This window comes from Actinomadura rugatobispora, assembly GCF_042656285.1.
Classification (GTDB): domain Bacteria; phylum Actinomycetota; class Actinomycetes; order Streptosporangiales; family Streptosporangiaceae; genus Spirillospora; species Spirillospora rugatobispora.
Genome location: NZ_JBHSON010000089.1, coordinates 18,311 through 41,094 on the forward strand (window position 1 = coordinate 18,311; position 22,784 = coordinate 41,094).

Annotated in this window: 17 protein-coding genes; 7 read left to right on the plus strand and 10 right to left on the minus strand. The window is 72.6% G+C overall.

Annotated elements, in window-relative coordinates:
- Positions 1-6 precede the first annotated feature (6 nt).
- Complete coding sequence (gene secA2, locus ACFPZN_RS43445) at positions 7-2,307, plus strand: accessory Sec system translocase SecA2 (RefSeq protein ID WP_378288561.1); 2,301 nt, start codon at positions 7-9, stop codon at positions 2,305-2,307.
- On the opposite strand, the gene ACFPZN_RS43450 is transcribed toward secA2, so the two are convergent.
- Entirely contained in the window at positions 2,304-2,879 is a 576-nt protein-coding gene (locus tag ACFPZN_RS43450; protein ID WP_378288563.1) for a TetR/AcrR family transcriptional regulator, read from the minus strand. The genes secA2 and ACFPZN_RS43450 overlap by 4 nt on opposite strands.
- Before the next feature lie 95 nt (positions 2,880-2,974).
- On the opposite strand from ACFPZN_RS43450, the gene ACFPZN_RS43455 reads away from it, so the two are divergent.
- Positions 2,975-3,901 (plus strand): DMT family transporter, encoded by a 927-nt coding sequence (locus tag ACFPZN_RS43455; protein ID WP_378288566.1) that lies wholly within the window; start codon positions 2,975-2,977, stop codon positions 3,899-3,901.
- 161 nt (positions 3,902-4,062) lie between these two features.
- Here the strand turns inward: ACFPZN_RS43455 and ACFPZN_RS43460 are convergent, their stop codons facing one another.
- Complete coding sequence (locus ACFPZN_RS43460; RefSeq protein ID WP_378288568.1) at positions 4,063-8,727, minus strand: ATP-dependent helicase; 4,665 nt, start codon at positions 8,725-8,727, stop codon at positions 4,063-4,065.
- Positions 8,728-8,866: 139 nt separating this feature from the next.
- On the opposite strand from ACFPZN_RS43460, the gene ACFPZN_RS43465 reads away from it, so the two are divergent.
- Both ACFPZN_RS43465 and ACFPZN_RS43470 read left to right on the plus strand, forming a co-directional pair.
- Positions 8,867-10,153, plus strand: a complete 1,287-nt coding sequence (locus ACFPZN_RS43465) for an alpha/beta hydrolase fold domain-containing protein (protein ID WP_378288570.1) — start codon at positions 8,867-8,869, stop codon at positions 10,151-10,153.
- 34 nt (positions 10,154-10,187) lie between these two features.
- Positions 10,188-10,382 carry a DUF3046 domain-containing protein gene (locus ACFPZN_RS43470; protein WP_378288571.1) on the plus strand — a complete coding sequence of 65 codons (195 nt, stop codon included), beginning with the start codon at positions 10,188-10,190 and terminating at the stop codon, positions 10,380-10,382.
- Between the two features lie 126 nt (positions 10,383-10,508).
- On the opposite strand, the gene ACFPZN_RS43475 is transcribed toward ACFPZN_RS43470, so the two are convergent.
- The 4 genes from ACFPZN_RS43475 to ACFPZN_RS43490 form a co-directional block, all read right to left on the minus strand.
- Positions 10,509-10,958 (minus strand): DUF350 domain-containing protein, encoded by a 450-nt coding sequence (locus ACFPZN_RS43475; RefSeq protein WP_378288572.1) that lies wholly within the window; start codon positions 10,956-10,958, stop codon positions 10,509-10,511.
- A gap of 76 nt (positions 10,959-11,034) precedes the next feature.
- Positions 11,035-12,195, minus strand: coding sequence for a glutathionylspermidine synthase family protein (locus ACFPZN_RS43480; RefSeq protein ID WP_378288573.1), 1,161 nt, complete (start codon positions 12,193-12,195; stop codon positions 11,035-11,037).
- A 4-nt stretch (positions 12,196-12,199) separates the two neighbouring features.
- A complete protein-coding gene (locus tag ACFPZN_RS43485; protein ID WP_378288574.1) occupies positions 12,200-12,577 on the minus strand; it encodes a hypothetical protein in 378 nt (125 codons plus the stop codon).
- Between the two features lie 220 nt (positions 12,578-12,797).
- Complete coding sequence (locus tag ACFPZN_RS43490) at positions 12,798-13,658, minus strand: ATP-grasp domain-containing protein (RefSeq protein ID WP_378288575.1); 861 nt, start codon at positions 13,656-13,658, stop codon at positions 12,798-12,800.
- A gap of 194 nt (positions 13,659-13,852) precedes the next feature.
- Between ACFPZN_RS43490 and recA the strand changes: the two genes are divergently transcribed.
- The 3 genes from recA to rny all read left to right on the plus strand — a co-directional run bounded on the left by recA (position 13,853) and on the right by rny (position 18,613).
- A complete protein-coding gene (gene recA / locus ACFPZN_RS43495) occupies positions 13,853-14,983 on the plus strand; it encodes a recombinase RecA (protein ID WP_378288577.1) in 1,131 nt (376 codons plus the stop codon).
- An 832-nt stretch (positions 14,984-15,815) separates the two neighbouring features.
- Complete coding sequence (locus tag ACFPZN_RS43500) at positions 15,816-16,427, plus strand: regulatory protein RecX (RefSeq protein ID WP_378288579.1); 612 nt, start codon at positions 15,816-15,818, stop codon at positions 16,425-16,427.
- 620 nt (positions 16,428-17,047) lie between these two features.
- Positions 17,048-18,613, plus strand: a complete 1,566-nt coding sequence (gene rny, locus ACFPZN_RS43505) for a ribonuclease Y (protein WP_378288581.1) — start codon at positions 17,048-17,050, stop codon at positions 18,611-18,613.
- 18 nt (positions 18,614-18,631) lie between these two features.
- On the opposite strand, the gene ACFPZN_RS43510 is transcribed toward rny, so the two are convergent.
- The 4 genes from ACFPZN_RS43510 to ACFPZN_RS43525 all read right to left on the minus strand — a co-directional run bounded on the left by ACFPZN_RS43510 (position 18,632) and on the right by ACFPZN_RS43525 (position 22,656).
- Entirely contained in the window at positions 18,632-19,153 is a 522-nt protein-coding gene (locus ACFPZN_RS43510; protein WP_378288583.1) for a hypothetical protein, read from the minus strand.
- Complete coding sequence (locus tag ACFPZN_RS43515) at positions 19,150-19,365, minus strand: helix-turn-helix domain-containing protein (RefSeq protein WP_378288585.1); 216 nt, start codon at positions 19,363-19,365, stop codon at positions 19,150-19,152. The genes ACFPZN_RS43510 and ACFPZN_RS43515 overlap by 4 nt, the downstream gene beginning before the upstream one ends.
- A 50-nt stretch (positions 19,366-19,415) precedes the next feature.
- Positions 19,416-21,380: a S9 family peptidase gene (locus tag ACFPZN_RS43520; protein ID WP_378288587.1), complete on the minus strand. Its 1,965-nt coding sequence runs from the start codon at positions 21,378-21,380 to the stop codon at positions 19,416-19,418.
- 226 nt (positions 21,381-21,606) lie between these two features.
- Positions 21,607-22,656 (minus strand): NAD(P)-binding domain-containing protein, encoded by a 1,050-nt coding sequence (locus ACFPZN_RS43525; RefSeq protein ID WP_378288608.1) that lies wholly within the window; start codon positions 22,654-22,656, stop codon positions 21,607-21,609.
- Between the last annotated feature and the right edge of the window lie 128 nt (positions 22,657-22,784).

Sequence of the window (22,784 nt, forward strand, 5' to 3'; positions counted from 1 at the left end):
TGCGTCATGGCCCTGCGTGATCGGCTGCGCCGCGTGCTGCAGCGCCCGGGGAGCCTGGACCTCGGGCCGTACGAGCGGATCGTCGCCGACGCGGCCGATCGGGAGCCGCGCATGCGCGACCTGACCGGCGCCGAGCTGGCCGCGGCCGCCCGGGACGGCCGCGACGACCCGGCCGAGCTGTGCGCGGCGGGACGCGAGGCGGCACGGCGCGCGCTGGAGGAGCGGCCCTACGACGTGCAGCTGCTCGGCACCCTCGCGCTGCTGTCCGGGCAGGTCGCGGAGATGGCGACCGGCGAGGGCAAGACCCTGGCCGGCGCGCTGGCCGCCGCCGGGTACGCGCTGCGCGGCCGCCGCGTCCACGTCATGTCGGTGAACGACTACCTCGCCCGGCGCGACGCCGAGTGGATGGGGCCGCTCTACGAGCTGCTCGGTGTCACGGTCGGATGGGTCGGCCAGGAGTCCACCCCGGACGAGCGCCGCGCCGCCTACGCCGCCGACGTCACCTACGCGCCCGTCAGCGAGGTCGGGTTCGACCTGCTGCGCGACCGGCTGGCCACCGGCCCGTCCCAGGTCGTCCTGCCCGAGCCCGAGGTCGCGCTGATCGACGAGGCCGACTCGGTCCTGGTGGACGAGGCCATGGTGCCGCTGGTGCTGGCCGGCGCGACCGACGCCGGGGCCGCCGACCCCACCTACGCCGAGCTGGTCAGGCGGCTGCGGCCCGGCGTGCACTACGCCACCGACGACGAGGCGCGCAACGTGCGGCTGACCTCGGCCGGGGCGCGCGAGGTGGAGCGGGTCCTGGGCGGCGTCGACCTGTACGCCGCCGAGCGGCTGGACACGCTCACCGCGGTGAACGTCGCGCTGCACGCCGAGGCCCTGCTGCACCGCGACGTCGACTACATCGTCCGGGACGGCGCCGTGAAGCTGATCAGCGAGTCGCGGGGCCGGGTGGCGCTGCTGCAGCGCTGGCCGGACGGCCTCCAGGCGGCGGTGGAGGCCAAGGAGGCGCTGGACGCCTCGCCCAGCGGGGAGATCCTCGACTCGATCACCGTGCAGGAACTGGTCGGCCGGTATCCCGTCCGCTGCGGCATGACCGGCACGGCGCTGGGCGTGGCGGGGCAGCTGCGGGAGTTCTACGGGCTGGACATCGCGGTGATCCCGCCGAACCGTCCGCGGGTGCGGGCGGACGAGCCCGACCGGCTGTACGCGACCGGCGCCGACAAGGAGATCGCGATCGTCGAGGAGATCGCGTCCGCGCACGGCGAGGGGCGCCCGGTGCTGGTGGGCACGCTCGACGTGGCCGCGTCCGAGCGGCTGTCGCGGCGGCTGAACCGGGCCGGGCTGCCGCACGTCGTGCTGAACGCCAAGAACGACGCCGAGGAGGCCGCGATCATCGCGCGGGCCGGGGAGCGCGGCGCCGTCACCGTCTCGACGCAGATGGCCGGCCGCGGCACCGACATCCGGCTCGGCGAGGGCGTCACCGAGGGGCTGCTGGTGATCGGCACCGGCCGCTACCACAGCGGCCGGCTGGACGACCAGCTCCGCGGGCGCGCGGGCCGCCAGGGCGATCCGGGCGGGTCGGTCTTCTTCACCAGCCTGGAGGACGACCTCGTCACCCGGTACGCGCCCGGCGAGGCCCCGGGCGAGCCGTCCGCCGGGGGGAACGGCGGCCGGCGCGGGATCGCGACCGACGACGAGGGCCGGGTCGAGGACAAGGGCGCGCACTGGACCGTGGGGCACGCGCAGCGCGTCGCCGAGGGCGTCGCCGTGGAGATTCACCGCAACACCTGGCGCTACCACCACATCATCGGGCTGCAGCGCGGCGAACTGCTCGCCGAGCGCGACCGCGTGCTGCGCGGCGACCGCGCCGGTGAGCTGATGGCCGGGCGGCACCCGTCCCACCACGAGGAGCTCACCGGGATCGCGGGCGCGGACGCGGTGGACGAGGCCGCCCGCCAGCTGCTGCTCTTCCACATGGACCGCTGCTGGGCCGAGCACCTCGCCTACCTGGCCGACCTGCGCGAGGGCATCCATCTGCGTTCGCTGGGACGCGGCCTGGACCCGATCGTGGAGTTCAACCGCGAGGCCGTACCGGCGGGCAAGAAGCTGCTGGCGCGCGCCGAGGACCGCGCCGCCGAGGCGTTCGCGACCCTCACCGCCACGGAGGAAGGGGTCGACCTGGCGGCGGTGGGGATGAAGCGGCCGTCGTCCACGTGGACCTACGTCGTCCACGACAACCCCTTCGGCTCCCTGGACGAGCGGGCTCTCCGCGGCCTCATCTCACTGGTACGAGGCCGCCGCCGTTAGGCCGTGAGCAGGAGGTCGGCCGTCTCGCGGGCGATGTCCGTGGCGTGCGCCATGCCGCCCACGCTGAACATGACGACCGCGCCTTCGTGCAGGACGACCAGCCGGTCCGCCAGGGGACCGGGGGCGTCGTAGCCCGCCTCCGTGGCCAGCTCCAAGTAGAGGCCGCGCAGCCAGGCCTTCTGCTCGGCGGCGGTCTTGTGGACGGGGTGGCCCGGGTCGGGGACCTCGGCGCAGGCGTTCACCATGGAGCAGCCCCGGCTGCCGTTGGTGCGGAGCCAGTCACCCATGGCGTCGAACGTCACGAGTATGCGCTCGCGCGGGGACGGCGCCGCGGCCAGGCGCTCGCCGAGGAAGGCGCGCCAGCGTTCGTCCCGTGCCCGCAGGTAGGCGAGGATCAGCGTCTCCTTGGAGCCGAACCGGTCGTACACCGTCTTCTTCGTGACACCGGCCTCGGCGGCGATGAGCTCCATGCCGACCTGCCCGATGCCGCGCTCGTAGAAGAGCCGGCCGGCGACGTCCAGGACGCGTCGTCCGGCGGGTGTGAGCGGGCGTTCCCGAGTCGTGCCGGACATCGTCGAAACAACTCCCTCCCATGACTACACCGCAAGTATACACACCGGTATGGCTAGTATGTAGGTATACCGGTGTGTATACCTCGGAGGATGACATGCGGAAGGGTCACGTGGACGTCCTGCTCGGCGGGGGTTTCGTGGTGATGTGGAGCTCCGGCTTCATCGGCGCCGCGCTCGGCGCGGGCAGCGCCCCCGCCACCACGCTCCTGGCGTGGCGGTTCATCCCCGCCGCCGCGCTGCTGGCCGCCTGGCTCGCCTGGCGCCGCCGCCGGATCCCGGCCCGCGACCTGGGCCTGCACGCCGCGATCGGGCTGCTCGGCCAGATCGGCTACCTGTACGGCGTGTTCGCCGCCGCCGAGCACGGCGTCGCCGCCGGCACCAGCGCGCTCATCTGCGCCCTCCAGCCCATCGTCGCCGTCGCCCTGGCCGTGCCCGTCCTCGGCGAGACGGTAGTGCCCCGGCAGATCGCGGGCCTCGCCGTGGGCCTGGCGGGCGTCGCGCTGGTGGTCGGCGGCGACCTCGGCGCCAACCCGGGCGTCCCGGCCTGGGCCTACGCCCTCCCGGTGGGCGCGATGTTCTCCCTGGTCGGCGCCACCCTGCTGGAACGCCGCACGCGCCCGTCCATCGGCGTCATCGACGCCCTCGCGGTCCAGGCGGCCGTCAGCGCCGCCGCCTTCGCCGCGCTGGCCGCCCTGACCGGCGACCTGGCCCCACCGCCCGATCCGGCCTTCTGGACGGCGGTCGTCATCCTGATCGTGCTGGCCATGCTCGGCGGCTACGGCTTGTACTGGGTCAACCTGGACCGCGGGGGAGTCGCCCGCGTCTCGGCCCTCCTCTACCTGACCCCGCCCGCCACGATGGTCTGGGCCTGGCTGATGTTCGGCGGCGTCCTCGCCCCGCTGTCCATCGCGGGCGTGGCCGTGTGCGCGGTGGCCGTCCCCATGATCCGCCCCCGCACCCAGAACGCCCCCGACCCGGCCCGCACCCACCCACCGGCCACCACCAGGCAGCCCGTCGCCTAGAACCTGTCCCGACGCCGCCTCAGGTACCACGCGAGCGCGTTACCTGGCCGGTGGTGCGACGCCGGAGGCGAGCGTCACCGGCCAGATCGCGAAGCGATGCCGCGCTCGCCAAAGGCCCGGTCAGGGGCGAGCCTCCAGGCGAGCCCCGTAGGCCGGGCCTATTACACAGCTCGTAGGCGGAGGCCCCTGGGGGTGGGGTGGAAACCTGCGGCTTCCAGGGCGGACGCCAAGGGGGAATTGTTGATCGACTCGCCGTCGGCGCGTTCGACGGTGAGACGGCCCAGCGCCCCCTCCCGGACGGCCAGGGCGAGGGCGTCCACCGCCGGCTGGAGGGCGTCGGGGTCGTCGTCCCAGGTGAGGAGCGTGCGGCCGCCGCGCTCGACGTACAGGGCCAGACCGCCCTCGACCAGTACGACCAGCGCCCCGGCCTTGCGGCCGGGCTTGTGGCCGCTGGCGACCTCGTCATCGCGTTCGGGCCAGGGGAGCGCAGCCCCGTACGGATTGGCCGGGTCGGCCGCGGCCAGGACGAGGGCGCGGCGCTCGTTGCCGCCGGGCAGCGGAGTCTCCCACGGGTCGGCCGGGGGAGCGGGCTGCGAGGGACGCAGCGCACGCAGCCGGTCGACCGCCCCGGGCAGGGCGAACTGGGCCGCCCCCAGGCCCTCGACGAAATAGCCGCGCCGGCAGCGCCCGCTCTCCTCGAACGCGCGCAGCACCGGATACACGGCCGCGAACCCCCCGGGCGTGCGTTCGGCCGCCACGGCGCCCCTGATGACGATGCCGTAGCGGTCGAGGAGGGCCTCCGCCAGCGCGTGCGAGCGCAGCGTCGCCCGGGTCTCGCGTTCGGGGAGCAGCCACCAGCGCCCCGCGACCGTCGGCGGCCCCGTGCGGGACGGCAGAACGGGGCGTCCGCGCCGGGTCGTCCTGGAACGGTGCGTCGGACGCCCCGCCCCCAGCGCGGAACGCATCGGAGCCAGGGTGTCGTTGGTGAGGCGGCCCGCCCAGACCAGATCCCACACGGCGGTGACCAGGTCCTGGTCGTTGACCGTCACCTCGGCGTTGACGCGGTCGGAGAGCATCCGGAAGAACAGCGCCCCGCCGTCGGAGAGCGCGTCCAGCACCGCCTGGTGCACGGGCGTGAGGGTGATGTCGGCGGGCTCCGGCATGAGCAGCGGCGCGGTCTCGGCCAGGTAGAGCGAGACCCAGCCGTCCCCGCCCGGCAGGCCGCCCTGCCCCGCCCAGACGACCTCGCCCGCCGAGGTCAGCTCGTCGAGCATGGCCGGGGAGTAGCCCGGGACGCGGGCCGGGAGGATGAGCGATTCCAGCGCCGACGCGGGCACCGCCGAACCCTGGAGCTGCTCGACGGCCTGGACGAGGGCGTCGATGCCGCGCAGCCGGGAACCGCCGGCGATGCCGTGCCACACGGGCAGGAACCGGCCCAGCGCCTCGGGCGGGGACGGCTCCACCTCCGCGCGCAGGCGGGCCAGGGAACGGCGCCGCAGCGTCCTCAGCACGCCCGTGTCGCACCACTCGCTGGTCAGCGGGCCGGAGACCGCCGCGACGGGCAGGAACTCGCCCTCCACGACGCGTCCCGCCGCCGACAGCCGCCGCAGGGTCTCGACCACCACGGCCGGGCCCAGGCCGAAGCGCGCGGCGGCGGCGACGGCGCGGAAGGGCCCGTGCGTGCGGGCGTAACGGGAGATCAGGTCGCCCAGCGGATCATCGACCGGTTCCAGGAACGCCTCGGGGATGCCCACCGGGAGCGGCGCCCCGAGCGCGTCGCGCAGGCGCCCGGCGTCCTCGACGGCGGCCCAGTGCTCCCGGCCCGCGATCCGTACCCGGATGGCGCGCCGGGTCGCCTCGAGGTCCGACAGCCACAGCGACACGGTCGCGGTCGCATCGACCGGGGCCTCGCCCGTCGACTCGGCGAGAGTGCCGGAGCCCGCGGGCGTTTCGGGGGCCGTCGTGGTGCGTTCGGTCACTTCGGCCGTGGTGAGGGGGCCGAGGCCGCGCAGCAGGTCGGCGACGCCCTCCAGCCCCCGGGCGCGGCGGTCTCCGGCGAGGCGTTGCAGCTCGCGCTCGGTGTCGGCCACCACCTCGGGGTCGAGCAGCTCGCGCAGGTCGGCCTGGCCCAGCAGCTCGGACAGGAGGGCGGAATCCAGGGCGAGCGCCTGGGCGCGGCGCTCGGCCAGGGGCGAATCGCCCTCGTACATGAACGCGCCCACATAGTGGAACAGCAGAGAGCGCGCATAGGGCGAGGGCTCGGGCGTCTCCACCTCGACCAGCCGGACCTTGCGGCCCGACAGGTCGCGCATGAGCCCCACCAGCCCCGGAACGTCGAACACGTCCTGAAGGCACTCGCGCATCGTCTCCAGGACGATCGGGAACGAGGGGTACTTGCTCGCCACCGCCAGCAGCTGGGCCGCGCGCTGGCGCTGCTGCCACAGCGGCATGCGCTTGTCGGGACGGCGGCGCGGCAGCAGCAGGGAACGCGCCGCGCACTCCCGGAAACGGGCCGCGAACAGCGCCGACCCGCCCAGCTCGTCCACCACGATGCGCTCGATGTCGTCGGGGTCGAACACCGCCAGGTCGAGGTTGGGTGGCTCGTCCATGTCGGGGATGCGGATGACGATGCCGTCGTCGGCGTGCATCGCCTGGGCGTCCACCCCGTAGCGCTCGCGGAGGCGGCCCGCGATGGCCAGGGCCCAGGGCGCGTGCAGGCGCGCCCCCAGAGGGGAGTGCACGACCATGCGCCAGTCGCCCAGCTCGTCGCGGAACCGCTCCACCACCAGGGTGCGGTCGTCCGGGACATGGCCGGTGGCCTCGCGCTGCTCACCGAGATAGGAGACCAGGTTGGCGGCGGCCCACTCGTCCAGGCCCGCCGCGATGACGCGTTCGCGGGCGACCTCGGCCGTGAGCCCGGCGAGCTCCCGGGTGAACGCCCCCAGCGCACGCCCCAGCTCGGCCGGACGCCCCAGGGTGTCGCCGTGCCAGAACGGCAGCTTGCCCGGCTGGCCGGGGGCGGGCGACACCAGCACCCGGTCGGGCGTGATGTCCTCGATCCGCCACGAGCTCGCGCCCAGGACGAACACGTCGCCCACGCGCGACTCGTACACCATCTCCTCGTCCAGCTCGCCGACGCGGGACGCCTTCTCGCCCACCAGGAAGACCCCGAACAGGCCCCGGTCGGGAATGGTGCCGCCGCTGGTGACGGCCAGCCGCTGCGCGCCGGGACGGTCGCGCAGCACCCCGGTCACGCGGTCCCACACCAGGCGGGGCCGCAGCTCGCCGAACTCGTCGCTCGGGTAGCGCCCGGCGAGCATGTCCAGGGTCGCCTCCAGCGCCGAGCGGGGGAGGGTGGCGTAGGGGGCGGCCCGCTTCACCACCGACTCCAGGTCGTCCACCGTCCACTCGTCCATCGCGACCATCGCGACGATCTGCTGCGCCAGGACGTCGAGCGGGTTGCGCGGGTAGCGCATCTCCTCGATCTCGCCGCCGCGCATGCGCTCGGCCACCACCGTGGTCTGGACGAGGTCGCCCCGGTACTTGGGGAAGATGACGCCCTTGGAGACCGCGCCCACCTGGTGGCCCGCCCGCCCCACGCGCTGCAGGCCGTTGGCCACCGACGGCGGCGACTCCACCTGGACGACGAGGTCGACCGCGCCCATGTCGATGCCCAGCTCCAGGCTGGAGGTGGCGACGACCGCGGGAAGACGGCCCTGCTTGAGGGAATCCTCGATCCCGGCCCGCTCCTCCTTGGACACCGAGCCGTGATGCGCGCGCGCTATCTCGACGGGCGCGCCCTTGGCCGCACCCGCCTGGGCCATGGTCTCGGCCGGTGCGTGATCCTCCGGCAGGGGGCCCGCACTGCGTTCGTAGGCCAGTTCGTTGAGGCGGCCGCACAACCGCTCGGCCAGGCGGCGCGAGTTCGCGAAGACGAGCGTGGAGCGGTGCGCCTCGATCAGGTCGAGCAGCCGGTCCTCCACATGGGGCCAGATGCTGCGCTGCCTGGGGTCGGCCGTGCCCGCGTCGTCGACGAACCGGCCCCCGGGGGTCTCCGGGGGTTGTCCCCCTTGGATGAACACAGCTCCCATGTCCTCCACGGGGACGACGATGTCGAGGTCGAAGACCTTGTCCGACGGCGGCTGCACCGCGGTGGCCGGGCGGGCGCCGCCGAGGAAGGCCGCGATCTCCTCCACCGGCCGCACCGTCGCCGACAGGCCGATGCGCTGGGCGGGCCGGTCGAGCAGGGCGTCCAGCCGCTCCAGGGACAGCGCCAGATGCGCGCCGCGCTTGGTGCCCGCGACGGCGTGCACCTCGTCGACGATCACCGTCTCCACCCCGCGCAGCGACTCGCGCGCCTGCGAGGTCAGGATCAGGAACAGCGATTCGGGGGTGGTGATCAGGATGTCCGGCGGCCTGGTCGCCAGCCTGCGGCGCTCGTCGGCGGGGGTGTCGCCGGAGCGGATCCCGACCCGCACGTCGGGCTCGGGCAGGCCGAGCCTGCGGGCGGCGTGGCGGATACCGGTCAGCGGGGCGCGCAGGTTGCGCTCGACGTCGACGGCCAGGGCCTTGAGCGGGGAGACGTACAGCACACGGCAGCGCCGCTTGGGATCGGCGCTCGCGGCCTCGTGCGCGGCGAGGCGGTCGAGCGACCACAGGAACGCCGCCAGCGTCTTGCCGGACCCGGTCGGCGCGACGACGAGGGTGTTGTCGCCGCCGGAGATGGACTCCCACGCGCCGGCCTGCGCCGCCGTGGGCGCGGCGAACGCCCCCGTGAACCACGCGCGCGTGGCCGGGGAGAAGCGTTCGAGCACGTCAACCGTCATGTCCCCATCCTGCATCCTGCCTCTGACAGAACGCGCCGGGGTGGCCCGCATCACATTGTGAACGAATGCTTGTTCGGTCATCCTGAGGGGCGGTCGCCGCGGTCGCCGTCCCCCAGGACGACCTCAAGGAGCCGAGCCCATGCCGTACGTCCTTCTCGCAGTCGGCGTGGCCGCCGTGCTGCTCACGCTGAACGCCCACTTCCCCCGCCGTCACCCGTGGCTGCTGGTGCCGGGCTTCTTCGCCGGATGGCTCAGCATCGAACTGGCGCCCCACCTCCTCGTGGCCGAGGTCGCGGGCATGGGCTCGGCGGTCGCGTTCGGGGGACTGGAGGGCTGGCCCGGATGGGCGGGCCTCGCCCTGGGAGCGGCCGGTGCCGCGGGGACGATCGCGGCCATGGCCGCCTCGCGCCGTACCGTCGTCACCCTTGAGGAGTGCGGCGTTCCCCTGGATCTGGACCCCGAACGGGCACCCCGCTACCCGGTGAGTCACCTCATCGTGCCCCCGCTGTGCCTCATCCCGCGCAGAGGCGTCAAGGTCCAGCGCAACATCGTCTTCCACGAGCAGGAGCGCCTGCGCCTGAAACTGGACGTCTACACCCCCGCCGGCGAGAACACGGCCAAGGGACTGCGCCCCGGCCTCATGGAGATCCACGGTGGCGCCTGGGTCATCGGGGACAAGCGCGAGCAGGGGCTCGCCCTGCTCAACCACATGGCCGTCCAGGGGTGGGTGGGGTTCAACGTCAACTACCGGCTCAGTCCCAAGGCCACCTGGCCCGAGCACCTGGTCGACCTGAAGTGCTTCCTCAAGTGGTACCGGCAGCACGCCGCCGAGTACGGGGCCGACCCCGGCTTCCTCTGCGTCACCGGTGGCTCCGCCGGGGGCCACCTCACGGCCATGGTCGCGCTCACGGCCAACGTTCCCGAGTTCCAGCCGGGCTTCGAGGACGTCGACACCAGCGTCCAGGGCGCAGTCCCCTTCTACGGGGTGTACGACCTCGTCCAGCCCGGGCCCTGGCCCGTTCCCATGGGGGCGACCGCCCTCATGCAGCGGATGGTGGTGAAGAGGCCCTTCCACGAGGAACCGGAGGCCTACGCCAAGGCATCCCCCGTGAACTACCTCCGGGAGGACGCGCCCCCGTTCCTCGTGATCCACGGCAGTCACGACTCGCTCATCCCGGTGGCCGAGGCCCGCCGCTTCGTGGAGCGCCTGCGCGAGACGTCCGCGTCACCGGTCGTCTACGCCGAGATGCAGGGCGGCCAGCACGGGTTCGACGTCTTCCCCTCGTACCGCACCGCCCGCGTCGTCGAGGGCGTGGAGCGCTACCTGACCGGCCTGCACCGCCAGTACCGCGAGGGGACGCACCCGAGCGTCCACCCCGGCGAGCACCCCGCCGTTCCTGGGGAGATCACCGAATCCCTTGAATGACGGCCCTCGGCGGTGGGTCGGATAGCGTTGGCGTGTGCGGCTCACAGTGTTCTGGGATCGGATGAGGCAGCAGTTCGGCGAGAGCTACGCCGAGAGCGTGGCCAAGGACCACGTCCTGGCAGAACTCGGCGGCCGCACCATCGAGCAGGCACTGGCCGACGGAGAACCCGCCAAGAAGGTCTGGCACGCGGTCGTCGCCACGTTCGACGTCCCCCAGCACCTCCACTGAGGCGCGGCAGGCCGTGCCCTTCTTCCGCCGGACATGACGAGGGGCGGTCGCGGCCGGGGCCGCGACCGCCCCCGGAAACTCTCCTCTGCGAACGCGGCGGCCGACGGCCCGCCGCGGGGGCGCCGGTCAGTAGACCGCGACGGCGGTGACGAAGCCGATCATGAGGTTGGCGACGGCGAGGAGGACGGCGGCGGGTTCGAGCTTGTCCTCGGCGTCGTCGGCCAGTTCCTTGATGCTGATCCCGACGAGGCGGTCGAAGACCAGGGTGGCGATGGTCATGGCGACGATGCCGACCGCGCCGAACACCAGGGTCCGGGTGAGGCCCTCCAGCAGGTCCCCGCCCGAGGCGAAGATCGAGACGGCCACGATGAGGCCGACGCCGACGGTCGAGGCGCAGGCCAGCAGGGTGGCGTTGGGGTTGCGGTGCGTGCGGATCACCGTGATCAGCCGGCCCGGGGTGGCCAGGTCGGTCATGTAGAAACCGACCACGAACAGCACCAGGCCGACCGCGGCGTAGGCGAGCAGCGCTCCCGTCCCGTCCAGCAGGATCTGGCCGAGACTCTCGTCGGTGTTCATGGATCTCCTTAGCGGAACGCGCGTCCGCTGCGGTTGAAGGGGGTTGTCGGACGCCTTGCAGGGGGGAACGGACGTCTTACAGGGGGATGCGGTGCGGGACGAAGGAGGAGGTGTCGTCGGTGATGAGCCCGGAGGTCTCGCGGATGCCCAGCCCCGCGGACTCGTCGTGGACGACCCAGGCGCCCAGGACCGGGTGCTCGCCGTCGAAATCGGGCAGCGCGCAGAACTCCTGGAAGACGAAGCCCTCCTTGCCGTAGTCGCCCTGGGTGCGCTGCTCGCTGCCGTCGGGGGTCACGATCCGCATGCTGGCGCCCTCCCGCCCCAGCAGCGGCTTCTGGACGTAGGCCGTCAGGTCCGAAGGCGTGTTGAGATAGGTGGGAAGCAGATTGGGATGCCCCGGGAACAACTCCCACAGCAGCACCAGCAGCGCCTTGTTCGACAGCACCATCTTCCAGATCGGCTCGATCCACCCGGTGGGCGTGCCCGGGATGTTGCGGCCGAACGGCTCGTTGACGATCCATTCCCACGGGTAGAGCTTGCAGAGGGTGCGGATCTCCTTCTCGTCGAGATCCACGAAACGCTCCCGCGCGGAATCCCACCCGATGTCCTCCATGGCGATCGCCAGCCCCGGCAGGCCCGCCTCATCGGCGGTCTCCTGCATGTAGGCGATCGTCATGACCTCTTCGGCGGTCTCGTCACCGTGGGTCCAGGCGAAGTGGACGGGGCCGTCGTCCCCCAGTCCCGAGGCGATCCCCTTCCAGCGGGCGACCAGGCGCTCGTGGATGGAATTCCACTGGTCGTCCTTGGGAAAGACCTCCTGGAGCCAGAACCACTGGACGATCGCGCTCTCCACCAGCGACGTCGGAGTGTCGGCGTTGTACTCCAGCAGCTTGGCCGGGCCCTCGCCGCCGTAGCTGAGGTCGAACCGGCCGTACAGATGCGGATCGCCCCGCCGCCACGACTCCTCGATGAGCGGCGCGACCCACTCGGGAATGCCCAGCACGTGATACCGGCCGGTGGTCACCACGTGCTCCACCACCTGCAGGCACATCCCGTGGAGTTCCTCCACGACCTCCTCGAGCGCGAGGACCTCGTCCATCTCGAAGACGTAGTGCACCGACTCGTCCCAGTACGGGCGGGGCAGGTGCGCCGGATGCGCCGTCCGGTGGTAGGCCAGGCCATGGCTCTCGACCTTCTCGGCCCAGTCGTCGCGCGGGGCGGAACGCGCTCGCCGCACGGTCTCAGCTCCCGCTCTTGCCGCCGCCGCCGAAGCCGCCGCGGCTCAGCGTCGTCCCGCTCTTCGTCTTGATCTTGCCCTTGCTGGGGCCGGCCGAACTGCCGCCCGACACGTAGCCGTCGTTGCTGCGCTTGCCGCCGTAGTACCAGAAGTAGCGGCCGTAGGAGACCGTCCCCCGCTGGACGTCACGGCTGTCACAGAAGTAGTCCGAAACGACGCGGTAGCCGCCCTTGGTCTTGCCGACCGCGGGGGCGTAGCGGTCCACACACCAGGCCGTCGTGGTCTTGGAGCCGCAGGCGGCCACGGTCAGCGACAGCGCGCTGACCATCCCGATCTTCACGGCGCGGGAGCTGAGCCGGCGCTTCTGTTCCTGTGGGGGCAAGGCGAACACGTCCTTCGAAAACGAGGCGACTGGCAACCGGTCGGTTCCACAGGGCGGGGCCCGTCCGCCCTTACGGAATGGGAACTCTCGGTTGCGAGGCCATAGCTTAGGGGTGGTCCATCCTCGGACGGAAGGGACACGCCTCCCGTTCCCGCCGGGACCAAAAAAGCCGCTTATCGGCACCCGAACAAGACCTGTTCCGGGCTTGCGCGCGGCGTGCTCAGTCGGGCACCGGAAGGTGGGCGTACAGGTCCATGGGGTCCACCGTGGAGGGCAGGTCGCTGACCTGGCCGTCGCCCACCTCCACCACGCGCCATTCACCGTCCTCCCGGCGCGCCAGGTCGGTCGTGATGAAACGGCAGCCCAGCGTGCGCACCGCCGGGGCCACCGAATCCAGGCGCGGATCGGGTTCCAGCTCGGGGCTGTCGGGGTGGGGCCCCACAAGGGCGGGCTCACCGTCCACCCACCACACGCGCGCCTCGCCCTCACCGTCGTAGGGCTCGTACTCCCGGACGACCACGCCGCCCGCGAGGAACTCGTCCTGCAACGCGAGCATCTTGGCCACGACCCCGCGCAACAGGGCGAGGTTCTTCACGTCCGGAACGAAGCAGGCCTCGTTCCATTCGTGCTTGCGCGACTTCACGTAGTCCTTGACGATCCCCGCGCCGCCCCGGAGCGGACGTACGAGCTCGCCCAGATCACCCGGGTCCTCGCCGGGGGAGAGGGGACGCCACACGCTCTGCGGCGTCAGTCCCGCGAACGTGTCGTGCCAGCCGGGCAGTTCATGCGCCCGCTGGTAATCGTCCGGGTGCGTGAGCAGCAGCGTGCCGCGCCTTTTCAGGGCTCCCGCCATCGCCGCGTACTCGGCGCTGGTGAGCATCCAGCCCCGGTACCAGACCGGCCCGAGATCGCCCGGGACGGCCCGCAGGGCCGCGTCCACGTCGCCCTGCCGCAGCGCGTCGTGGTCGATCAGGGCGATCTCGCCGTAATGATCCCGCACGGCGGCGGCCTCGCGGGCGAAGTGGGGGTCAACGCGCCGGGGGCGGAGCGGATCGACGCAGAAGATGACGGTCAGCGTCATGATGGAACCCTCCGTGGACGGCGCCAGCGTACGGGGTCTCGAGTGTCGCGTGCACGGAGATTCCCGGGCAAATCCGCGGGCACGACCATGATCGAACGGATGTTCGGTAAAGTCGTGGGGTCGGCAACTGTCGGTGGCGCCCCGTAACGTCGCCTCCGACACCGCAACGACAGACGAAAAAGGGGCGACACCTCATGGCAGCGAACGACCGGGAGAAGGCTCTCGAGACCGCACTGGCCCAGATCGAGCGGCAGTTCGGCAAGGGCTCGGTCATGCGGATGGGCGAGGAGGCGCGGGCACCGGTCGAGGTGATCCCCACCGGTTCCATCTCGCTCGACATCGCGCTCGGCATCGGCGGCCTGCCGCGCGGCCGCGTGGTCGAGGTCTACGGGCCCGAGGGCTCCGGCAAGACCTCCATCGCGCTGCACGCGGTGGCCAGCGTCCAGAAGAAGGGCGGCATCGCGGCGTTCGTCGACGCCGAGCACGCGCTCGACCCCGAGTACGCCGCCAAGCTCGGCGTCGACATCGACGCCCTGCTGGTCTCCCAGCCCGACACCGGCGAGCAGGCGCTCGAGATCACCGACATGCTGATCCGCTCCGGCGCGATCGACATCGTCGTCATCGACTCCGTGGCGGCGCTGGTGCCGCGCGCCGAGATCGAGGGCGAGATGGGCGACAGCCACGTGGGCCTCCAGGCCCGGCTGATGTCGCAGGCGCTGCGCAAGCTCACCGGCGCGATCAACCAGACCCGCACCACCGCCGTCTTCATCAACCAGCTCCGCGAGAAGGTCGGCGTGATGTTCGGCTCCCCGGAGACCACCACCGGCGGCCGCGCGCTGAAGTTCTACGCCTCCGTCCGGCTGGACGTGCGCCGCATCGAGACCCTCAAGGACGGCACCGAGGCGGTCGGCAACCGGGTCCGCGTCAAGGTCGTCAAGAACAAGATGGCCCCGCCCTTCCGCGTCGCCGACTTCGACCTGCTCTACGGCCAGGGCATCTCCCGCGAGGGCGGGCTGATCGACCTCGGCGTGGAGCACGGCTTCGTCCGCAAGTCCGGCGCCTGGTACACCTACGACGGCGACCAGCTCGGCCAGGGCAAGGAGAACGCCCGCAACTTCCTCAAGGCCAACCCCGACATGGCCGACGAGATCGAGAAGAAGATCAAGGAGAAGCTCGGCGTCGGGCCCAAGCTCGACAAGGAGGCCGAGCCGGCCCCCGCGGCCGGTACCCCGGCTCCCGCGGCGGCGCCCGCGGCCACCACCCGTGCCGCCTCGACCTCGGCCGCCTCGCGCAAGAGCAAGACCCCCAAGCCGGGCGACTCCTGAGCGAAGGGTGGGGAATGATCTCGTACGCAGGGCGGCGGCGCCCTATCCCGCACCGGCCGTCCGGTGACCGGACCTTCCCCGATGGTGCCGCCGCTCCGGGCTCTGGGCCCCGCCTCAGGGCCCTGGGCGGCCGCCCGTGACACGGCACGACGACGATCCCCCGGCCTCCCGCAACCCCTGGTCGACCGACGACGAGGACGAGCCCGTACGGGAGGAACCCCTCCCCTGGGAGGCCGATCAGGGGCCACCCCCGGCCAACCCCTTCGTCACCGAGTGGTCCAGCAACGCCTGGACCGGCGCCCCGTCGACCGTGCCCAAACCCGAGCCGAAGCCCGCACCCAGCCCGACACCCTGGTCACCAAACGAGCCCCCCGGCAATCCATGGCTCACCGACCAGAAACGCGCCCCCAAGCCTCAGCCCGGCGCACCCGACCTCCACAAAGCAGAAGAAGGCGTAAGCGAGGCCACGAGCCCCGTCCGCCGTCCGGACCGTCCGGCTGCCCGCCGGAAGTCCCCCGGCGAGAGACCGGCCGACCAGAAACGCGCCCCCAGCCCCGAGCCTCCGGGGCCTTCGCAGCCCGGCGCACCCGATCCCAACGGTTCGGTGGAGCCGGGGGACGAGGGGAGTGAGGCGGCGGGTTCTGTTCGTCGTCCTGGTCGTTCGGCGGCGCGGCGAGGGCTTGAGAGCCAGGAGGTCCCTCGTGATGATGCGGTGGGCGGTCTCACGCGGCAGGCATCGGGTGACTCTTCGGGCGAGGAGTCGCATGCTCCGCGGAAGGCTTCACCCGGCGGGTCCGGAGAAAGGGGCTCGCGGCAGAAGCGTCGCCGGCGCGTGGAAGGTGGCGGCGGCGTTGAGGGGGCGTCGGACGGCGAGGGGGAGCGGGCCGACGCGTCCAGCGGGAGGCGGAGGGCGCGGGGCAAGGCTGAGGGCGGTTCGGGGGACCCGGAGAAGTGGGCGCGGGAGGTTTGCCTGCGGGCTCTGGAGCGGGGGCCGCGGACTCGGGCGCAGCTGGCCGAGGCGTTGCGGCGCAAGGAGGTTCCCGACGAGGTCGCCGAACGGGTGCTGGGGCGGTTCACCGAGGTCGGTCTGATCGACGACGAGGCGTTCGCGCAGTCGTGGGTGCAGTCGCGGCATAACGGCCGGGGGCTGGCCCGGCGGGCGCTGGCGGCCGAGCTGCGGCGGCGGGGCGTGGCCGAGGAGACCGTCAACGACGCGGTGGAGACCCTCGACGCCGAGCAGGAGGAGGAGACCGCGCGGCGGCTGATCGCGCGGAAGGCGGCCGCGACGCGGGGCGTGGAGCCGGGCAAGCGGATGCGGCGGCTGGTCGGCGTGCTGGCGCGGAAGGGGTACCCGCCCGGGACGGCGTACCGGGTCGTGCGGGAGGTCCTCGACGAGGAGGGCGCGGACGTCGAGGAGCCGCCGGAGGGCGCGGAGTTCGACTGACGTTCCTCGGGACGGTGACGGCGGGGCGACACGCCGGGGAATGACCGGGGCGCCTGACGCGGGGCCGCGGCGGACCTGACTGTGTTCTGGCAGGTCACGGGCTTGGGGGCAGCGGTAAGCATTTCCTCACGCGACCGCTCGGTTAGTCCGGAATGCCCAAGGTTTGCTTGCTCATTACCTCCATGCCGCTTACCGTTACGGCAGTGAGGAGTTACTCCGCGCACCGCGGATTGCCATACGACCGAGCACGTTCGCACAGCTGAGAGGCATAGAGGACAGACGTTCGGCCGACCTCGGAGGAGGGGGCCGGTATCGCCGGGTGCGGTTCGCCGCCGCCCGGGGGTTGCGGCGTACCCACCACCGGGCATGCGGCAGGCGGCACCGGGCGAAAGTCCGGGGCGCTGCGGCACAGTGCCCGATCACCGGGCATGCGGCAGGCGGCACCGGGCGAGAGTCCGGGGCGCTGCGGCACGGTGCCCGATCACCGGGCGGCGGGTGCCGCCGTGCGGGCGTCGGCACTGTGGCCGGGCGTGCGGCGGTTCGCCGGGACGCGGGTAAATCCTCGCAGAGCAGGGCCCCGATCTCCGGCGGGGCCCGCGGGCGAGGAAGAGGTCTGCCTCATGGAGAGCGTCCTGCTGGGTGCCGCGCTACTGGTGACCCTGGTCGCTCTCGTGATCGTGGTGCTGCGGCGGCCCGGCGGGCCCGACAAGGGCGAACTCGACCAGGCGCACCAGGACGCCGACGAGATCAGGGCCGAGGCCCGCTCGCAGGCCCAGGAGATCCTCGCCAAGGCCGAGGAGCAGGCCCAGCGGATCGGCAGCACGGCGCGCGGCGAGCTGGAGGAGGAGGCCCGCGGCGTCCGGGAGGACCTGCGGACCCTGCGCGAGGACCTGGAGCGCAGGGAGACCCGCCTCGCCGAGCGCGAGCAGCGCCTGGACGGTGAGGTCCGGCGCCTGGAGGAGTGGTCCGGCCGGCTGGCCGAGACCAAGCGGTCGCTGGAGGGCCGCCGCCAGGAGCTCGGCGAGCTGGAGGAGGAGCGCCGCCAGGTCCTCGAACGCGCCGCCGGGCTCACCACGGAAGAGGCCAAGAACGAGCTGGTCGTCGCGCTGGAGAACCAGGCCAAGCGGGAGGCCATCCCGATCACCAGGGAGATCGAGAACTCGGCCCGGGCCGAGGGCGAGAAGCGCGCCCGCAAGATCGTGACGCTGGCGATCCAGCGGGTCGCCAGCGAGCAGACCGCCGAGTCGGTGGTGTCGGTGCTGCACCTGCCCGGCGACGAGATGAAGGGCCGGATCATCGGCCGCGAGGGCCGCAACATCCGCGCGTTCGAGTCCACCACCGGCGTCAACCTGATCATTGATGACACGCCCGAGGCGGTGCTGCTCAGCTGCTTCGACCCGGTCCGCCGGGAGGTCGGCCGGCTCACCCTGGAGAAGCTGGTCCTGGACGGCCGGATCCACCCGCAGCGGATCGAGGAGATCTACGAGCGCAGCAAGAGCGACGTCGAGCAGCTGTGCGTGCGGGCCGGCGAGGACGCCCTGGTCGAGCTGGGCATCACCGAGATGCATCCGGAGCTGATCACACTGCTCGGCCAGCTGCGGTACCGCACGTCGTACGGGCAGAACGTGCTCAAGCACCTGATCGAGTCGGCGCACCTGGCCGGGATCATGGCGTCCGAGCTGCGGCTGCCGGTCGAGCAGGCCAAGCGGTGCACGCTGCTGCACGACGTCGGCAAGGCGCTCACCCACGAGGTGGAGGGCAGCCACGCGCTGATCGGCGCGGAGATCGCCCGCCGGTACGGGGAGCACGACGACGTCGTCCACGCCATCGAGGCGCACCACAACGAGGTCGAGGTCCGCACCGTCGAGGCGGTGCTCACGCAGGCCGCCGACGCCATCAGCGGCAGCCGCCCGGGCGCGCGCCGCGAGTCGCTGGAGGCCTACGTCAAGCGGCTGGAGCGGCTGGAGGAGATCGCCCGCGAGAAGCACGAGGGCGTGGAGAAGGTCTTCGCCATGCAGGCCGGGCGGGAGATCCGCGTCATGGTGAAGCCCGACGCGGTCGACGACATCCAGGCGCAGGTGATCGCCCGCGACATCGCCAAGCAGGTCGAGAGCGAGCTCACCTACCCCGGGCAGATCCGGGTCACGGTCGTCCGCGAGTCCCGCGCCATCGAGTTCGCCCGCTGAGGCCCCGCCGGGTGGTGGTCAGGCGGCTTTCAGGGTGGTCCACAGGCGGTGGAGGTCGATCCTCTGGCGGCGCAGGATGCGGACGGCGTCGTTGGAGGCGTCGGCCAGCAGTCCCCAGAGGAGGTCCTCCCTGGTGGCCGAGGGGAGGCCCCGGCGGCGTGCGGACCAGAGGGCGACTTCCAGGGTCTTGCGGCCAGCCTCGTTGAACGTGGCGCGCGTTCCGGGGCCCGTCAGGGTTACGCGCAGGGGCAGCAGGGGGGAGCGCCGCAGGCGCCACAGGGACGGGTCGTCCAGGCGCAGGGACGTGGCCTCGTAGGCGCGGTGGTGCACGTCGTCCAGGTCGATGCCCAGAGTCGCGAGCAGGGCGCGGCCTGAGTCCTTGGGAAGGGCGTCGGGGCTGAGTTCCACGCCGGCCACGGGGCCGCCCTGGGCGAGGGCGCGGAGCAGGGGGCCGGTGCCGAGGATGGGGCCCTCGGCCGACATGGCCGCTCGGATGAGGGTGTCGCCAGCGGAGGGGCTGAAGTCGTCCAGTGTCATCATGCGAGCCGCCTCGCGTGCTTCTTGTGGACGGACTGGCGCCGTACGCCCAGGCAGGAGGCGATGGCCTGCCAGGACCATCCGTTGGCGCGTGCGTTGCCGACGTGGAGGGCCTCGAGTTCGTCCGTGAGCCGGCGCAGGGCGGCCACGGCGGCGAGGCCGGTGGCGGGGTCGCGGCTGTCCGCGGCCTCCGCGAGTTCCGTCATCGTGGTCATGCTGTCAGCCTAGGCTGACAATCGCGCTTTGTCAGCCCAGGCTGACACCGTCACCCGACGGTCAGGTCGATCGGGTCCACCCCGCGCGGCTGGAAGCCCAGCGTCTGCCCGTAGAAGGCGAGCTCGGCCTCCAGGGAGGCGACGACCGTCTCGGCGCGCCGGAACCCGTGGCTCTCGCCCTCGAACGTCATGTACGCGTACGGGGTCTTCTTGGCCGCCAGCGCCACCGCGAAGCGCTCCGACTGGTCCGGGGGGACGACCGGGTCGTCCAGGCCCTGCAGGAGCAGGACGGGGCACGCCGTACGGTCCGCGCTGTTGAGGGGGGAGCGCTCCTCGTAGGCGCGCTCGAAGCCGGGCAGCGGGCCGATCAGGCCGAAGAGATACCGCGACTCGAAGTCGTGCGTGGCCTCGGCGAAGCTCTGCAGGTCGCTGATGCCGAAGTAGGACGTCGCCGCCTTGAACACGTCGGTCTGGGTGATGGCGGCCAGGGTCGTCCAGCCTCCGGCGCTGCCGCCCCGGATGGCCAGGCGCTCCGGGTCGGCGATGCCGCCGTCCACGAGCGCCTTGGCCGCGGCCACGGCGTCCTCGACGTCCACCACGCCCCACTGGCGGCGCAGGCGTTCGCGGTAGGCGCGGCCGTAACCGGTGGAGCCGCCGTAGTTGACGTCGATGACGCCGATGCCGCGGCTGGTGAAGTAGGCCCGTTCGAGGTTGAGCACGCTCGACACGCGGCTGGTGGGCCCGCCGTGGACGAACACGACGTACGGGGGCAGTTCCTTCTCCTGCCCCGTGTACTCGGGGTTGGACGGCGGGTACACGAGGGCGTGGACCGGGCGGCCGAAGGGGCCTTCGAGCTGTTCCGCGCGCGCCTTGGGCAGGTACGCGACGTCCGGGAGCTCGGCCAGTTCGCGCCGCAGGCCCTCCACCCGTCCCGTCGTCGTGTCGATGCGCACCACCGACTGCGGGACGGTCGCGCCCCCCGCGATGCCGACGATGGTGGACCCGTGCGCGGACACGCAGAGCTGCCAGTTGTCGTAGGGCACCTCCAGGTCGGTCAGCTCCAGGGTCTCGGGGTCGTAGACGCCGAGCCTCTGGTCGCCCTCCCCGTGCAGCACCGCGAGGCGGCCGTCCTCCAGCAGCGCGTAGGGCATGCCGCCCAGCTGCCAGAGGGGCCCCGCGAACTCCTCCTCGGCGGGGTACAGCGCCTGGGGCGACTCGCCGTGCAGACCGACCTGGTAGATGTTCCACCAGCCGGGCCAGTCCGACATGACGTAGAGCGACTCGTCGTCACGCCAGAGGGGGGCCAGCGCCGACTCGGTGAGACCGCCCTTGACGGTGCGGGGCGCGACGGTCTGGCCGTCCTCCAGGGCCGCCACACGGATCTCGGTGCCGTCCCAGGGCATCCGGGGGTGGTTCCACTGGACCCACGCGAGGTGCCCGCCGCTGGGGGAGGGGGCCGGGTTGGCGTAGAAGTCGGCGCCGGTGACCAGCTCCCTGATGGCGGAGGCGTCCGCGGCCGCGCTGCCGTCCAGGGGAACGGCGACGATGGCGCGGCGGATGCCGTCGGGGGTGTGCCCCTCGCACACGCACCACACCTCCAGGCCGTCAGGGGAAACGATGTAGTCGGCGTACCGCAGCCCCCCGGGAATGGCGGGCTCAGGGGTGAGTGGACGCGGCTTGGGGTCACCGGGGTCAAGGCGGTGCAGCCGCTGGTCCTCGTAGTTCGAGAACACGATCGCATGCCCCTCGGCGGTACGGACGGGCAGGTAGGACCGCCCCCCGTACTCGTGCACGCGGGTACGGGCGTCCCAAGGGGCCTGCAGAAGCTCGGTACGGTGCCCGCCCTGAAGATGGATGACCGTGGTCCGGCCGCCTTCCTCCGGACGGGTCTCCTGCCACCACACGTCGCTGTTGTGCACGAGGGGGAAACTGAGGCGCAGCCGGGCGCGGGCGACGTCGGCGGCGGAAATGGGAGAGGGCCAGGAGCCGTAGGGAAGGGTCGCACGAGCGGTCATATGCGAATCGTCCCGCATACAGGGATCCCTTGGGGCCATGACGGGGCAGTTGACCTCGGAAAGATACAACCCGTTCACAAGGGGCGGGCCCGAGCATGTGGCGACGATGGCACGGCGGTACCGAAAACGGACATCGTACGGGGCCTGAACACCCTCTGACGAGGCGGGTCAGGAGCCGGCGGGCGTTTCCGGGGGTCCGGGCGCTCCCAGGACCCCGGGCGGGCGGTCAGGAGGCGGCGCGGAGGGGCTCCAGCAGGGCCCTGAGGTCGCGCACGGCGGCGCGGGCGGCGCGCCCGGCGCCGATGGTGCTGGCGGACGGCCCGTACCCGAGCAGGTGGATCCGCGGGTCACCGGCCACACGCGTGCCGTCCATGACGATCCCGCCGCCCGGGGCGCGCAGCCGCAGCGGCGCCAGATGGTCGAGGGCGGCGCGGAAACCGGTCGCCCACAGGATCGCGTCCGCCTCGACCTCCGTCCCGTCGGCCCAGGCCACGCCGGTCGGCGTGACGCGCTCGAACATCGGCAGGCGGCGCAGCACGCCGCTCTCCCGGGCCGCCCGCACCTCCGGCGTCAGGACGAGCCCGGTGGCGCCGACCACGCTGCCCGGCGGCAGGCCGCGCCGGACGCGGTCCTCGACGCGCGCCACGGCCTGACGTCCCCGCTCCTGGTCGAACGGCCCCTCGACCCATACCGGGGGCCGACGCGTCACCCACGTCGTCTCAGCGGCCCGCTCAGCGATTTCCGTGAGGGCCTGCACGGCCGAGGCCCCGCCGCCGACGACCACGACGCGCCGCCCGGCGAACTCGTCCGGCCCCCGGTAGCCGGAGGTGTGGAGCTGCCGCCCGCGGAACGACCCGAGCCCCGGGTAGTACGGCCAGAACGGCCGGTCCCAGGTGCCGGTCGCGTTGATCAGGCCCCTGGCCGCGTACAGGCCCTCGGACGTCTCCACCAGCAGGCGCCCACCGGGCGTACCCCCGAGGACGGCCGTGACGTCGACGGGGCGATGCACGTCCAGGGCGAACTCGCGTTCGTAGCGTGCGAAGTACTCCGAGACGACCTCGGACGCGGGACGGGTCGCGTCGCGCTCGCCCAACGGCATCCCCGGCAGATCGTGAATACCGTGCGCCGCGCCGAGGGTCAGCGTGGGCCACCGGTACTGCCAAGCCCCTCCGGCATGCGGAGAGTGGTCGAACATGACGGCGTCCAGGCCCGCCCTGCGCAGGAAGTACCCCGCCGACAGACCGGCCTGCCCGGCCCCGATGACGGCCACGTCCACGGCCGTGGCCCCGTCCACGCCAACGTCCACCACGGCCCCGTCAACGTCCACCACGGCCCCGTCCACGTCCACCACGTCCACGTCCAGCACGTCACGCAGAACATGGGGAGGGGCCGCCGGATTCCCGG

Excerpts from the sequence above, each read along its gene's own strand:
- secA2 (WP_378288561.1), top strand. The coding sequence starts at position 7 with ATGGCCCTGCGTGATCGGCTGCGCCGCGTGCTGCAGCGCCCGGGGAGC.
- ACFPZN_RS43450 (WP_378288563.1), bottom strand. The coding sequence starts at position 2,879 with ATGTCCGGCACGACTCGGGAACGCCCGCTCACACCCGCCGGACGACGC.
- ACFPZN_RS43455 (WP_378288566.1), top strand. The coding sequence starts at position 2,975 with ATGCGGAAGGGTCACGTGGACGTCCTGCTCGGCGGGGGTTTCGTGGTG.
- ACFPZN_RS43460 (WP_378288568.1), bottom strand. The coding sequence starts at position 8,727 with ATGACGGTTGACGTGCTCGAACGCTTCTCCCCGGCCACGCGCGCGTGG.
- ACFPZN_RS43465 (WP_378288570.1), top strand. The coding sequence starts at position 8,867 with ATGCCGTACGTCCTTCTCGCAGTCGGCGTGGCCGCCGTGCTGCTCACG.
- ACFPZN_RS43475 (WP_378288572.1), bottom strand. The coding sequence starts at position 10,958 with ATGAACACCGACGAGAGTCTCGGCCAGATCCTGCTGGACGGGACGGGA.
- ACFPZN_RS43490 (WP_378288575.1), bottom strand. The coding sequence starts at position 13,658 with ATGACGCTGACCGTCATCTTCTGCGTCGATCCGCTCCGCCCCCGGCGC.
- recA (WP_378288577.1), top strand. The coding sequence starts at position 13,853 with ATGGCAGCGAACGACCGGGAGAAGGCTCTCGAGACCGCACTGGCCCAG.
- rny (WP_378288581.1), top strand. The coding sequence starts at position 17,048 with ATGGAGAGCGTCCTGCTGGGTGCCGCGCTACTGGTGACCCTGGTCGCT.
- ACFPZN_RS43510 (WP_378288583.1), bottom strand. The coding sequence starts at position 19,153 with ATGATGACACTGGACGACTTCAGCCCCTCCGCTGGCGACACCCTCATC.
- ACFPZN_RS43515 (WP_378288585.1), bottom strand. The coding sequence starts at position 19,365 with ATGACCACGATGACGGAACTCGCGGAGGCCGCGGACAGCCGCGACCCC.
- ACFPZN_RS43520 (WP_378288587.1), bottom strand. The coding sequence starts at position 21,380 with ATGACCGCTCGTGCGACCCTTCCCTACGGCTCCTGGCCCTCTCCCATT.